Consider the following 12,602-nt stretch of genomic DNA (forward strand, 5'->3'; position numbering starts at 1 on the left):
GAATCACGGGGCGGCGCGACCTTATCGCCTTCGGCAGGGGCGAGCGGGCCGGCGTGGAGGGTGGCGTCAGCGGGGTGCGGTGCGTCGCTGTGCCGGCGTCTGGAGGGGTCGCGCCCCCCGCGTGCGCTCGCGCAGCGCACGCCGGAGCGACCACCCGACGGTCGCGACGAGGGCGCCACCGACCGCGGCGGCGACGAGGGGGGACAGCGTCGACAGCAGCGCCGCGAGGACGAGCGCCGCGGCGAGGAACGTCGGGGCCAGTGGGGCGTCTGTCTCGGGGACACCGTGTCCGAGGCGGGTCGGTTGGCTCATTGCAGTTGGACGGTGGCTCCCCGCGACGATAAGGGTAATCTGAATGATACTTCTGTCCGGTGGCTTACTGAAACGCGCTTCTGTGACCGGACCGGGTGTCGGTCGATGGTCGCGGGGCGCCTCTGTCGTGCGGTCGCGGGCGGACGGATCCGTCGGCGTTATGCTCGCCGGCGCGCGCCGAACACGCATGACCGTCGCCGAGGAGACCCGTGCCGCCGTCCGCGAGCGCCCGTTCCTGTTCGACGCCCTCCGCGCAGGCGTGGTGAACTACGCCGCCGCCGCCGCGACGCTCGACGTCGACGCCGACCCCGACGCGGTCGCGACCGCCTTGCGCCGCTTCGCGGCCGAACTCGAAGACGGCACGACGCCCCCTGTGGGTGCGGGCCGCGTGACGATGGAGCGACGGGTCGGCGCCGTCGACGACGAGGCCGCGGAGTCGTCAGCGGCGCTGATCACGGTCGCCGGGACGGCGTACGCGGTCGGCGCCGGCGACGCGACCGCGGTGGTCGCCCGCGGCGAGGTCGGTCCCGACGTGCTCGAACGGGTGCTCGGTCGCCTGCGTGCCGTCGACACGATCGTCGAGGCCGCCGCCGTCACGTCGAGCGCGCTCGTCGTCGTGGTGGGGCGGCGTGCGGGTGCGGACGCGCTCCGGGTCGTCGAGGCGGCGCTGGAGGAGTGAGCGGGATCAGCCGCACCCGGCCACGGGTGGTCGCACTCGCGGGACGATGTTCGACCGTTTAACACGGAGCGTCGCGTACCGCCGTCCGACATGGGTCTGTCCGTGACCAACACCCTGACGGGCGAGCGTGAAGCGTTCGAGCCGGCGAGCGACGACGAGGTCCTGCTGTACGTCTGTGGGCTGACGGTCTCGGACGACGCGCACCTCGGGCACGCCCGCCTGTGGTTCCACGCCGACGTGCTCCACCGGTGGCTCGACTACCTCGGCTACGACGTGCGCCACGTCGAGAACGTCACCGACGTGAACGAGAAGATCGCCGCCCGCGTCGGCGAGCGCGAGGGCTGGGACACCGAGGCCGACGTGGCCCGCCACTTCACGCGTGAGGTGATCGAGGACATGCGCGGCCTCAACCTCAAGCGCGCGGCGGTGTACCCCCGCGTCTCCGAGCACGTCCCCGAAATCGTCTCGCTCATCGAACGCCTGATCGAGTCAGGCCACGCCTACGAGACGAACGGCTCCGTCTACTTCGACGTGACCAGCTTCGACGACTACGGCCACCTCTCGAACCAGCGGCCCGAGGAGTTGGAGGCCGACGCCGACGCCGACGAACTCGCGGAGAAGCGCCACCCCGCCGACTTCGCGCTGTGGAAGGCCGACGGCGTGAGCGAGGAGGCGGTTCGCGAGCACCGGAAACACGAGCACGACGGTGACCTCCCGTCGGGGGAGACGTGGGACTCGCCGTGGGGCGAGGGGCGCCCTGGCTGGCACATCGAGTGCTCGGCGATGTCGACGAGCCACCTCGGCGACACCCTCGACGTGCACATGGGCGGGCGCGACCTCGTGTTCCCCCACCACGAGAACGAGATCGCACAGAGCGAGGCCGCCACGGGCCACCGGTTCGCGCGCTACTGGCTCCACAACGGCCTGCTGGAGACGACCGAGGACAAGATGTCCTCCAGCCTCGGCAACTTCTTCACTGTCGCGGACGCCCTCGACGAGTTCGGTGTGAACGTCCTGCGTACGTTCTACCTCGGCGCGCAGTACCGCGGCGACCAGGTGTTCTCCGAGGACGCGATGGTCGAAGCCGAAGAGCGGTGGGAGCGACTCGAACGCGCCTACGAGACCGCCGTCGAGGCGTGCGACTCCGTCGACGCTCGGGCGAAGGCGACCGACGACGACCTCCGCGCGGCCGTCGACGACGCGCGCGAGACGGTCGTCGCGGCAATGAACGACGACCTCAACGTCCGCGAGGCGTTCGGCGCCCTGCTCGACCTGGGGTCGGCGGTCAACCGCCACGTCGACACGGTCGACGAAGACTCCCCTGATGCAGCCTACGACTACCGCGGACTCCGCCGCGCCGTCGAGACGTTCGAGACGTTCGGCGGCGACGTGTTCGGCCTCGAACTCGGTCGGGAGGCCGGCGGCGACGTGGAACTGGTCGGCGACCTCGCGGACCTCGTGCTCGACGTGCGCGAGGCCGAACGCGAGGCCGGCAACTACGAGCGCGCCGACCAACTCCGCGACGACCTGGAGGCGCTCGGCCTCGCCGTCGAAGACGGCCCGAACGGCCCCGAAGTCCGGTTCGAGTAGCGGTCGTTACTCCGGCTTCGACTCCGATTCGCCGTCTTCTGCTGCTTCTGGTGCGTCGTCGACGGTCTCCGCGAGCGACTCCGCAGCCGCCGGCACGACGAGCACCGGTCGGTCTGCGCCGCGGATGACGCGCTCGGCGACGCTGCCGAGCACCACCCGACGGATCCCCCCGCGCCCGTGGGTGCCGACGACGATCAAGTCGGCACCGATGTCGCTCGAGTAGTCGCGGACTGCGGCGCTCGGTTCTCCCATGAGCACCTCGCTGTCGGCGTCGACGCCCGCGTCGGTGGCCCGGGTCAGCACACCCTTGATTGCGTCGTCGGCGCGCTCGCCGAGCGACCGGCGCACCGCCGCGATGGTGTCCTGGCTGAGCGCGCCGCCGGCGACGGCCGAGAGGGCGGCGGCCTCGTCCACGGCGCTGACGGCGGTGAGGTGCGCGCCCAGCGCCGCCGCGAGGTCGACGCCGACGCGTTCGGCGGGGGCGGCGGCGTCGCTGCCGTCCGTGGCCACGAGGAGGCGACTGTCGCTGCCCCACGACGGGGGCTCGGGGTCCGCACCGTGGGTGACGAGCACGGGACAGTCGGCGGTCCGGATCAGTTTCTCGGTGACGCTCCCGAGCAGCGCGCGGCGCGCTCCGCCGCGCCCGTGGGTGCCGACGACGATCAGGTCGGCGTCCGTCTCGGCGACGAGCGCGAGGAGTTCCTCGTGCGGGCGCCCCTCGCGGACGACCGGGTCGGCGTCGAGGCCCTCGCGCTTGGCGCGCGTGGCGAGGCGGTCGACGAGGTCGTTCGCCTCCGTCCGGTGTGAGCGGAGGTCGCTCACTCGCTGGCGTGTCGAGAACGGATCCACCACCGTGCACGGGTGCACTCGCGCGCCCAGCGCGGTGGAGAGGGCGAACGCCGTGTCGACGGCGCGGTCGCCGAGGTCGCTCCCGTCGGTCGCGACGACGATGTCGGTGATCGCAGTGTCGTCCATGAGTGAGGGTTGTCAGGTTCGGTCGATAAAACTGATCGTCGGGTCCCGGCCCGTGGTGGTCGGTCAGATCGCCTCCGGCGGCCGGATCACTCCGTCGTGAACAGGTGGGTGTCCTCGGGGATCGAGAACAGCCCCATGCGGACGCCGCAGTCGAGCCACCCGTAGCCGTACGAGTACGACGCGAGCGCGTTCACCGGGTCGTCGTTCGCGCGGAAGTGGCGCCCGTCGTCGAGGTACGAGACGGCCATCTCCTCACACTCGAGGGCCATCTCGTGCAGCGGCGTCCCCTCGGGGACGCACACCTCAGCCGCCGCGAGCGCGTCCGCCAGCATCTCGCCGTAGCGGGTCGTCTTCTCGTCGAGGTCGGCAGGCATACGTGGGGGTCGAGACGGGGTCCCGTGAGGCTGTCGCTGTCTGTTCGGGCGCGCCGTGCGGGCCGCTACGCCTCGTCGTCCAAGTCGGGGTCCTCGTCGGGGTCGAGGAATCCGTGGTACGGACACACGTGCTCGTCGCGGATGATCTGCTCGTCGATGACCTCGAACCCGAGCGCGGCGAGGTCCTTCGTGATCCGGTCGAGGTCGTCGTGGTCGCGGCCGATCGCGTTCACGTACACGTTCCGCTCGCCGGTCATGATCTCGCGGACTGCGGTGACGCCTTGGATCGTGCGCGCCCGGTTGGCGAGGTCGCCACGGTCCGGGATCGGAGCCGTGCAGATGATCTTGGTGTAGAGCGGGTAGCCCGCGAGGTCGTAGTCGATGTCGATGTGGTACCCGCGGACCACGCCGCTCGACTCCAGTTTGTTGAGGCGGGTTCGGACGGTACTCGCCGAGAGGCCGAGCTTCTCGGCGATGTCGCTCGACGACGTCGACCGAGCGTCCTGCTGGAGGTAGTAGAGGATGTGGCGGTCGGTCGAATCAAGCTCGCCGTTCTTCATTGACGCCAGAGTCTCCCGGGGGTCCCTATAGTCTTGTTCTGTCCGTTCGCCGCCGCCGGTCCCGTCGACGAAGGCGATGGATAGTTCGTGACAGATACCGCCTATCCAGCCCCTATTTTTGACGACCCGTCAGTAGAATGGGCTAGTTTATGCGCTTCCGTCACTGGGGTGTAGATAGACGTCCGCGGCTGACCGCCAGGACACCCACCGACCATGACCAACGGATCATTCGACGGAGCGCGACCACGAGCGGACGGTGCAGAACCGGCGATCGGACTGGACGGGGCCCACCTCGGCGTTCCGGTCGCCGAGAGACCCGGAGCGGCAGGCACCTTGGACTGCACATGAAGGAACTCGAACGCGACCTCGGCTTACCGTCGGTGCTGGCGATCAGCATCGGCGCGATGATCGGCAGCGGGATTTTCATCCTGCCGGCGCTGGCGCTGGAGATTGCCGGCCCGGCGGTGATCCTCGCGTACGCGATTGCGGGGCTGCTCGTGGTGCCGGCGGCGCTGTCGAAGTCGGAGATGGCGACCGCGATGCCGGAGGCCGGCGGGACGTACATCTACATCGAGCGGGCGATGGGCCCGCTGTTCGGCACGATAGCCGGCATCGGGACGTGGTTCTCGCTGTCGTTCAAGGGCGCGCTCGCGCTCGTCGGCGGCGTGCCGTACCTGCTGCTCGTGTTCGACCTGCCGGTGAAGCCCGTCGCGCTCGGCCTCGCGGCGCTGCTCATCCTGATCAACGTCGTCGGCGCGAAGCAGACGGGCCGTCTGCAACTCGGCATCGTCGTCGTGATGCTGGCGGCGCTGGGCTGGTTCGCGGCGGGGAGCGCCCCGAGCGTCGAGGCCGCCAACTACGCGAACTTCCTCGGCGCGGGCGTTGAGGGGGTCCTCGCGGCGACCGGCCTCGTGTTCGTCTCCTACGCGGGCGTCACGAAGGTGGCGAGCGTCGCCGAGGAGGTCGAAGACCCGGGCCGGAACATCCCGCTGGGCATCCTCGGCTCTCTCGTGTTCACGACCGTCTTGTACGTCGCTATCGTCGCGGTGCTCGTCGGCATCACCGACCCGGGGAGCGTCGCCGGGTCGCTGACGCCGGTCGCCGTGGGCGCCGAGCAGACGCTCGGCCGAGCCGGCGTCGCGGCGGTGATCCTCGCGGCCGTCCTCGCGCTCATTTCGACGGCCAACGCGGGCATCCTCTCGTCGTCGCGCTACCCGTTCGCGATGAGTCGCGACAAGCTCGCGCCGCCGTCGCTGTCGTCGGTCAGCGAGCGGTTCGGCACCCCCGTGAAGTCGATCACGGTCACCGGCGTGGTGCTGTTGGTGCTGATCGCGTTCGTCCCCATCCTCGACATCGCGAAGCTCGCGAGCGCCTTCCAGATCATGGTGTTCGCGATGATCAACGTCGCCGTCGTCGCCTTCCGCGAGGGGAGCGTCGAGTACGAGCCGGAGTTCACGTCGCCGCTGTACCCGTGGATCCAGGTGTTCGGCGCTATCTCCGGGCTGGCGCTGTTGACCCAGATGGGCACCCTCGCGCTCGCGGGAGCCGTCGTCATCACCGTCGCCAGCGTCGCGTGGTACCTCGTGTACGTCCGTCCCCGCGTCGACCGCGAAGGTGCCGCGAGCGACGCGATCCGCCGGCAGGTCGGTCGGGAGGCGCTCGCAGACATCGAGTCGGCGGTCGCCGCCCGTCCCGACACTCGTGAGGTGCTGGTCGCGCTCACGAAGAACGTCGACGAGGCGCGCGAACGCGCGCTGGTCGCGCTGGCGGCCGACCTCGTCCGCGGCGACGACGGCCGCGTGGTCGCCGTCCGCTTCGAGGAGGTGCCCGACCAGGCGCCGCTCACCGACGACGTAACGACCCAGTCGGCGGCGGACCTGTCGTTCGAGACGCGCGTGGCGGCGCTCGGCGAGGAGTTGGGCGTGGCGGTCGAGGCCGACGAAATCGTGAGCCACGACACGAAACACGCCGTGGTCAACTTCGCGGCCCACCGCGACGTGGACACGATCGTGGCCGAGCACGAGCCACTGCGACTGCGCTCGCGGCTGCTCGGCGACCCCATCGACTGGGTCGTCCGCCACGCCCACTGCGACGTGCTGCTCGTCGACAACCTCGGCTACGACGAGCCGCGTGAGGTGGTGATCTCGGGCGACGTGGGGCCGTACCCGCCGCTGGCGGTCGACGTCGCCGAGGCGGTCGCACGGGCGAACGACGGCCACATCTCGCTGTGGTACCCCGGCGGCGCAGCCGACCCCGACGCCCGTCGCCGACTGGTCGAGGACTACCGGGAGGAACTCGCGGACTTGCTGTCGGTGCCGGTCGCCGCCGAGTCCGTTCGGACGGACGGCGGCCGACGCCGGACCCCCGACCTGCTGATCCGGCGCGGCGCGGACCATCGCCTCCGGACCGCGCTGTTCGACCGGCGCCCCGACCTCCCGAGTCCGGGGTGTACGACGGTCACGGTGTACCCACACGAGTCGCGGCGACCGGGCCTGGTGCGCCGGTTCCTCGAACGCCTCGCGTTCTGATCGGCCACTGGTGCCATCGGGCTCGGCGGAGCCGGTGTCCGCCAGCCGAGCACGACAGCACAACGTACAAACCCCGGAGTCGCATATCCAGAGCCAATGAGTGACGCCGCCGACGTCGTCGAACACCGACCGCTGATCATCGCGGGGACGGGCTCCGCGGGGCTGACTGCGGCCATCTACGCCGCGCGCTCGAACAACGACCCGCTCGTCTTCGAGGGCGACGAGCCGGGCGGACAGCTCACGCTCACCTCCGAAGTCGAGAACTTCCCCGGCTTCCCCGAGGGGATCAACGGCGCCGAGTTCATCAACAACGCGAAGGAGCAGGCGAAGCGCTTCGGCGCCGAGGTGAAGAACGGCATCGTCGCCTCCGTCGACGACTCCCAGCGCCCGTTCCGCGTCGAGATGGCCAACGGCGACGTGTACACCGCCGACGCCGTCATCGCCGCCTCCGGCGCCTCGGCCCGGACGCTCGGCATCCCCGGCGAGGACGAGTTGATGGGGTACGGGCTGTCGACGTGCGCCACCTGTGACGGCGCGTTCTTCCGCGGCGAGGACATGCTCGTCGTCGGTGGTGGCGACGCCGCGATGGAGGAGGCGAGCTTCCTCACGAAGTTCGCGGACACCGTCTACCTCGTCCACCGGCGCGAGGAGTTCCGCGCCGAGGACTACTGGATCGACCGCGTGCAAGAGCACGTCGACGAGGGGAACATCGAGATCATGCGGAACACGGAGGTGACGGAACTCCACGGCACCCGCGAGGACGGCGTCGAGTCGGTGACGCTCGTCTCTCACCCCGAGGGCCACCCGACCGACAAACTCGACGACCCCGAGACGGAGGAGCGCGACTTCCCCGTCGGCGCGGTGTTCTTCGCCATCGGCCACACGCCGAACACCGACTACCTCGCGGACACGGGCGTCGAACTCGACGACGAGGGGTACATCAAGACGACGGGCGGCGACGGCGGCGGGCAGACCAGGACCGCGGTGCCGGGGCTGTTCGGCGCGGGCGACGTGGTCGACTACCACTACCAGCAGGCCGTCACCGCCGCGGGGATGGGCTGTAAGGCCGCCATCGACGCCGACGACTACCTCGAAGAGCAGAAGCGCGCCGAGGCGAAGGCGGGGGAGACCGCCGCCGCGGACGACTAACGCGAGGCCGAGCGAAGCGAGGCCTCGGCAGACGGCGGCGAGGTCCTCGGGCCGAGCCGCCCAAGAACGATAGACCGCAGAGCGCAGCGAGGCCTCGCCCCGGACGGCCGCGAGCGTCGTCACGCCCCCCGACGACGACCGAGACCCACGAACCTTTACGTCCCCCTGACCACCCAGGAACATGGTCGGAACTGAAACCTACACAGTCACCGGACCGGACGGCGACGAGGACGAGGTCGACCTCCCCGCGGGGCTCGTCGACCTGCTCGCAGAGCAGGGCGAGAACCCCAGCGAGGTCATCAGCGACGTGGTGCTGCAGGCGTTCGCACAGCAGGCCCACGCCATCGCCCACCACAGCCAGGGCGAGACGCCCGAGGACATCGCCGCCATCAACGAGAAGGCCGAGGAACTGTTCGAGGAGCGATTCGGCCAGAGCCTCTCTGAGGCGCTGGGCCACTCGCACTGACGACGGCGCTCACCACCGTTCTCCACCGCTTTCTCTCGCACCCTACAACGACGTGAGCGACAGCAGCGGCACCATCGCACCCACGCCCGTGGCCATCCCGCCGACGAGTTCGCGTTTGCCGTCGCCGGCGAGTTCCTCGCCCAGTTCGAGCGCCTCGGGGATGAACTCCGTGAGCACGAGGTAGGTCATCGCGCCGGCGGCGAAGCCGAAGCCGATGGGGAGGAACTGCCGGGCGACGGTGACGAAGTAGAACGCGATCACCGCGCCCAGCGGTTGCGGGAGGCTGGAGAACACCGCCCACCACACCATCTTCGGCGGCGACACGGCCAGGTTCCGGAGCGGGATGGACACCGCCACGCCCTCGGGGACGTTGTGGATGGAGATGGCGACGGTCATGAACACCGCCAGCAGCGGGACGGCGGTGCCGAACAGCACCAGTCCCCCGACCGTGTCGAACCCCAACTCCGCGAACGAGACGCCGACGGCGACGCCCTCGGGGAAGCTGTGGACCGTGAGCACGCCGAGGATGAGCAGGAGCTTCTTGAAGTCCGCCTCCTCGTACTTCTTCGGGCTCACCTCCGCGCCCTCGATCACCTCGTGGGCGACGACGACGAGCAACACGCCCGCGACGACGCCGATACCCAACTCCAGCGGTGTCCCGTACACCAACCCCTCGCCGACGAGGCCGAACAGCGACGCCCCGAGCATGATCCCCGACGCCAGCCCCCACAACACCACGTTCCAGCGGTCGGAGATGTCGTCGAGGAAGAAGAACGGGAGCGCGCCCAGCCCCGTCGCGAGCGTCGTGATCAACCCCGCGACGAACACGAACGTGTACGCACCGAGATCTGTCATCGAACCCCCTAGCAGGTGGCCGGCAATAAGTATCGCGCGACTGACTATTTTTGGCCACCCGAAAACCCTGTCTGTCGTTTTGGAGCCCCGAAACTGCCGTCCACGGCGGCTCGTGGCGACGAGCTAATATGTATGGATTGTGGTACGAGTGGCCTCAGTCGGTCCGCCAGCCGCGGTCGGTTCGGTTGAGTCGGACACAGCCGTCGTCGGTGACGACGACGAGGTCCTCGATGCGGACGCCGAACTCGTCGGGGAGGTAGACGCCGGGTTCGACGCTGAACACCATCCCCGGTTCCACCTCGCGCTCGCCGTCGGCGACGACGTACGGCTCCTCGTGGACGTCGAGGCCGACGCCGTGGCCCGTCCGGTGGACGAACGCGTCGCCGTACCCCGCTTCCTCGATCACGTCGCGCGCGGCGGCGTCGATGGCGCCGACCGTGACGCCGGGTTCGACGACGTCGACGGCGGCCTCCTGCGCCTCGCGGACGACGCGGTGGACCTCGCGAAAGCCCTCGGGCGGCGAGTCGTCGCCGAACACGAGCGTCCGCGTCTGGTCGGAGGGGTAGCCGTCGACGCGGGTACCGAAGTCGAGGACGATCGGGTCGCCCGCCTCGACCACGCGGTCGCCGTGGGTGTGGTGGGGCATCGCGCCGTTCGGCCCGGAGCCGACGATGGTCTCGAAGGAGACGCCGGTGCCGCCGTGGGCTGCGAGGCGGTCTTCGACTTGGCGCGCCAACTCCGTCTCCGTCATCCCGACCACCTCGTCGCCCATCTCACGCAGGTCGCGCACGACGGCGTCGGCGGCCTCCCCGGCGTGGCGGAGCGCGGCGATCTCAGCGTCGTCTTTGACCACGCGCAGGTCCGCGAGTACGTCGCTCGCGAGCCCCCACGTCGCGTCGGGGAGCACCGTTCGGAGGTCCTGCGTGAACCGGGCGTGCATCGTGTCGTCGACGAGGACGTGCGGCGCGTCGTTCGCGAGCGCGAGGTCTTCGGCGACCGCCTCGACGGCGGCGACGGGGTCCTCGTCGTCGCCCCACGTGCGCACGTCGGCGACGGGGGTCCCGGCGCGCACTTGCTCGCCCGATAGCTCGGGCACGAGGAAGACGGGGTCGGCGTCGTCGACGACGAACAGCAGGAAGTGCCGCTCGCTCGGGTGTTCGCTGTGGCCGGTGAGGTACCGGAGGTTCGTGCTCGGGAACAGCACGAGCGCGTCCGCGTCGGCGTCGGGGAGTCGCTCGCGAGCGGCCTCGAGTCGGCGGGCGTACGGCGCGTCGCCGTCGGCGTCGGTGTCGGGCATACACCCGGGTTCCGGCGCCGCCGAGTTGAACGCGTCGGAGGCGCCGGCGCTGGGCGACCCAGACGGCACCGCCGGCGCCGTCGGCGCCGCCACTGGCGAGCGGTGCGCACGGAGAGGGACACGAAGGGGGACCGACGACTCGCCCGAGGTTCAGTCGGCGCCGCCTGCGGCGTCGTCGCCGTCGCGGACGAACCGGTCGTACGCGGAGGCGAAGTCCTCGTCGGACTCGGCGGTCTCGGCCCAGTCGGCGAGACCGCGCTCCTCGTCGGTGCCGGGGATGGCGTTGTCGAGCGCGAACGCGACGATGCCGCCGACGCTGATGCCGGTCGACCCCACGACGAACACGGTGTTGGCGACGACCTCCGCGCCCAGCACCGCCCCGAGGACGGGCACCGCGGCCATGCTCTGTGCGAAGAACGTCGCCCCGCCCATTCCGTCGGGCGCGGCGGCGGCGACGTTACCGAAGTACTCGGGGACGAACAGCCCTGCGAACAGCGAGACGCCCAGGACGAACAGGTTACGCTGGGAGTCGAGGTCGACGTACTTCAGGTTCGAGAGACCGACGCCGACGATTTGGCCGAACATCGCGACGTAGAGGCCGCCCACCACGGGCGCGGGGATGCTCGCGATGAGCGCGCCGAACGGCCCGAAGAAGCCGACGACGAGCATCGCCGCGGCGCCGACCTGCACGACGTAGCGGGAGGCGACGCCAGTCAGCCCGATGGCGCCGATGTTCTCGGAGTAGGAGGTGGAGCCACCGGCGCCCATGAGGCCGGCGAACACGTTTGCGATCCCCTCCATCCCAATGCCGTGGGTGATGCGCTTCTCGGAGGGGGCGCCGACACCCGACAGGCGAGCGACGGCGTGGTAGTCGCCGAGCGACTCGATGATCGAGGCGATGACGCCCGCGAGCATCCCGACGACGAAACTGGTCGTCACCTGCGGGACGCCCCACTGGAGCGGGTAGATCGCGACGGCAAGCGGCGCCTCGAACACTGGCTGGAGGTCGACGTAGCCGGGCGTGCCCTGCGCGTACACGCCCGTCGCCGACAGCGCGAGCGCGACGCCGTAGGCGACGACGATACCGAGCAGGACCGGGAACAGTTGGAACGCGCGCGAGCGGTCGCCGAGGAACTGCGAGAACACGGCGATGAGGCCGAACGTGAACAGCAGCAGCGGCCAGTTCTGCGTCGCGCTGGCGACCTGCGGCGCGGAGAACAGCGTCAGCCCGATGAGCACGATCACCGGGGCGATCACGACCGGGGAGAAGTAGCGGCGGAGGCGACCCACGAGGCCGAGGTAGCCGATGACGACCTCGAACAGCGCGGCGACGACGATGGCGCCCTGCAGTTGTAACAGCGCGGCGCGCCACGCCTCGATCCCGCCGCCTGGCGGGTTCGCGACGACGACGCCGACGATAGCCAGCGCCGGCGCGAGCATCGAGAACGGGGCGCCCTGGACGATGGGGTAGCGGTTGCCGAGCGTCGTCTGCGCGAGCGTCGCGATGCCGGAGACGACGAAGAACGTCCCGACGAACCGCGGGACGAACTGGTCTGGCATCCCCATCGCACCCGCGAGGATGAGCGGGACTGCGATGTTCGCGCCCACCATCGTGAGGTAGTGCTGGAGGCCCAGCCCCAGCGCCTGTGCGAACGGCGGGCGGTCCTCGATGCCGTAGGTGATCAGCGACGACTCGTCTCCGCCGGATCCGTCGGCGCCCGGTTCGTCGGCGCCGCCGTCCGTCAGCGGTGGCTGTTCGGCTCCGTCACTCGTGTCGGTGTCCCCTGCCATCGTCCCGCACCACCAAGCTACGGGAC

12 protein-coding genes are annotated in these 12,602 nt (G+C 70.3%); 5 read left to right on the plus strand and 7 right to left on the minus strand.

What is annotated here, in order from left to right; all coding sequences use genetic code 11:
* Positions 1-66 precede the first annotated feature (66 nt).
* Positions 67-312, minus strand: a complete 246-nt coding sequence (locus P0R32_RS05475; RefSeq protein WP_276238945.1) for a hypothetical protein — start codon at positions 310-312, stop codon at positions 67-69.
* Positions 313-499: 187 nt separating this feature from the next.
* Between P0R32_RS05475 and P0R32_RS05480 the strand changes: the two genes are divergently transcribed.
* Positions 500-991, plus strand: coding sequence for a DUF7523 family protein (locus P0R32_RS05480; protein WP_276238946.1), 492 nt, complete (start codon positions 500-502; stop codon positions 989-991).
* A 90-nt stretch (positions 992-1,081) separates the two neighbouring features.
* Positions 1,082-2,581: a cysteine--tRNA ligase gene (cysS, locus tag P0R32_RS05485; RefSeq protein WP_276238947.1), complete on the plus strand. Its 1,500-nt coding sequence runs from the start codon at positions 1,082-1,084 to the stop codon at positions 2,579-2,581.
* 6 nt (positions 2,582-2,587) lie between these two features.
* Here cysS and P0R32_RS05490 read toward each other — a convergent pair whose 3' ends face one another.
* The 3 genes from P0R32_RS05490 to P0R32_RS05500 form a co-directional block, all read right to left on the minus strand.
* Positions 2,588-3,556 carry a universal stress protein gene (locus P0R32_RS05490; RefSeq protein WP_276238948.1) on the minus strand — a complete coding sequence of 323 codons (969 nt, stop codon included), beginning with the start codon at positions 3,554-3,556 and terminating at the stop codon, positions 2,588-2,590.
* Between the two features lie 86 nt (positions 3,557-3,642).
* Positions 3,643-3,930, minus strand: coding sequence for a DUF357 domain-containing protein (locus tag P0R32_RS05495; protein ID WP_276238949.1), 288 nt, complete (start codon positions 3,928-3,930; stop codon positions 3,643-3,645).
* 65 nt (positions 3,931-3,995) lie between these two features.
* Positions 3,996-4,490 carry an Lrp/AsnC family transcriptional regulator gene (locus tag P0R32_RS05500; protein ID WP_276238950.1) on the minus strand — a complete coding sequence of 165 codons (495 nt, stop codon included), beginning with the start codon at positions 4,488-4,490 and terminating at the stop codon, positions 3,996-3,998.
* 344 nt (positions 4,491-4,834) lie between these two features.
* Between P0R32_RS05500 and P0R32_RS05505 the strand changes: the two genes are divergently transcribed.
* The 3 genes from P0R32_RS05505 (at position 4,835) to P0R32_RS05515 (ending at position 8,633) form a co-directional block, all read left to right on the plus strand.
* Entirely contained in the window at positions 4,835-7,018 is a 2,184-nt protein-coding gene (locus P0R32_RS05505) for a universal stress protein (RefSeq protein WP_276238951.1), read from the plus strand.
* A 96-nt stretch (positions 7,019-7,114) separates the two neighbouring features.
* Positions 7,115-8,167: an NAD(P)/FAD-dependent oxidoreductase gene (locus tag P0R32_RS05510; protein WP_276238952.1), complete on the plus strand. Its 1,053-nt coding sequence runs from the start codon at positions 7,115-7,117 to the stop codon at positions 8,165-8,167.
* Between the two features lie 181 nt (positions 8,168-8,348).
* On the plus strand, positions 8,349-8,633 hold the full coding sequence (locus P0R32_RS05515) for a DUF7545 family protein (protein ID WP_276238953.1): 285 nt from the start codon (positions 8,349-8,351) through the stop codon (positions 8,631-8,633).
* 42 nt (positions 8,634-8,675) lie between these two features.
* Here P0R32_RS05515 and P0R32_RS05520 read toward each other — a convergent pair whose 3' ends face one another.
* The 3 genes from P0R32_RS05520 to P0R32_RS05530 all read right to left on the minus strand — a co-directional run bounded on the left by P0R32_RS05520 (position 8,676) and on the right by P0R32_RS05530 (position 12,576).
* Complete coding sequence (locus P0R32_RS05520; RefSeq protein ID WP_276238954.1) at positions 8,676-9,488, minus strand: ZIP family metal transporter; 813 nt, start codon at positions 9,486-9,488, stop codon at positions 8,676-8,678.
* Between the two features lie 154 nt (positions 9,489-9,642).
* The gene (locus P0R32_RS05525) at positions 9,643-10,785 is read right to left on the minus strand and encodes a M24 family metallopeptidase (RefSeq protein ID WP_276238955.1); all 1,143 of its coding nucleotides are present in this window, start codon (positions 10,783-10,785) and stop codon (positions 9,643-9,645) included.
* Positions 10,786-10,935: 150 nt separating this feature from the next.
* A complete protein-coding gene (locus P0R32_RS05530) occupies positions 10,936-12,576 on the minus strand; it encodes a uracil-xanthine permease family protein (RefSeq protein ID WP_276238956.1) in 1,641 nt (546 codons plus the stop codon).
* Positions 12,577-12,602: the final 26 nt, after the last annotated feature.

It is taken from the genome of Halobaculum marinum, from assembly GCF_029338555.1.
GTDB lineage: Archaea > Halobacteriota > Halobacteria > Halobacteriales > Haloferacaceae > Halobaculum > Halobaculum marinum.

What these genes read in the sequence shown, in the direction of transcription:
- P0R32_RS05475 (WP_276238945.1), bottom strand. Translation starts at nt 312, where the DNA reads ATGAGCCAACCGACCCGCCTCGGACACGGTGTCCCCGAGACAGACGCC.
- P0R32_RS05490 (WP_276238948.1), bottom strand. Translation starts at nt 3,556, where the DNA reads ATGGACGACACTGCGATCACCGACATCGTCGTCGCGACCGACGGGAGC.
- P0R32_RS05480 (WP_276238946.1), top strand. Translation starts at nt 500, where the DNA reads ATGACCGTCGCCGAGGAGACCCGTGCCGCCGTCCGCGAGCGCCCGTTC.
- P0R32_RS05500 (WP_276238950.1), bottom strand. Translation starts at nt 4,490, where the DNA reads ATGAAGAACGGCGAGCTTGATTCGACCGACCGCCACATCCTCTACTAC.
- P0R32_RS05495 (WP_276238949.1), bottom strand. Translation starts at nt 3,930, where the DNA reads ATGCCTGCCGACCTCGACGAGAAGACGACCCGCTACGGCGAGATGCTG.
- P0R32_RS05530 (WP_276238956.1), bottom strand. Translation starts at nt 12,576, where the DNA reads ATGGCAGGGGACACCGACACGAGTGACGGAGCCGAACAGCCACCGCTG.
- P0R32_RS05510 (WP_276238952.1), top strand. Translation starts at nt 7,115, where the DNA reads ATGAGTGACGCCGCCGACGTCGTCGAACACCGACCGCTGATCATCGCG.
- P0R32_RS05515 (WP_276238953.1), top strand. Translation starts at nt 8,349, where the DNA reads ATGGTCGGAACTGAAACCTACACAGTCACCGGACCGGACGGCGACGAG.
- cysS (WP_276238947.1), top strand. Translation starts at nt 1,082, where the DNA reads ATGGGTCTGTCCGTGACCAACACCCTGACGGGCGAGCGTGAAGCGTTC.
- P0R32_RS05525 (WP_276238955.1), bottom strand. Translation starts at nt 10,785, where the DNA reads ATGCCCGACACCGACGCCGACGGCGACGCGCCGTACGCCCGCCGACTC.
- P0R32_RS05505 (WP_276238951.1), top strand. Translation starts at nt 4,835, where the DNA reads ATGAAGGAACTCGAACGCGACCTCGGCTTACCGTCGGTGCTGGCGATC.
- P0R32_RS05520 (WP_276238954.1), bottom strand. Translation starts at nt 9,488, where the DNA reads ATGACAGATCTCGGTGCGTACACGTTCGTGTTCGTCGCGGGGTTGATC.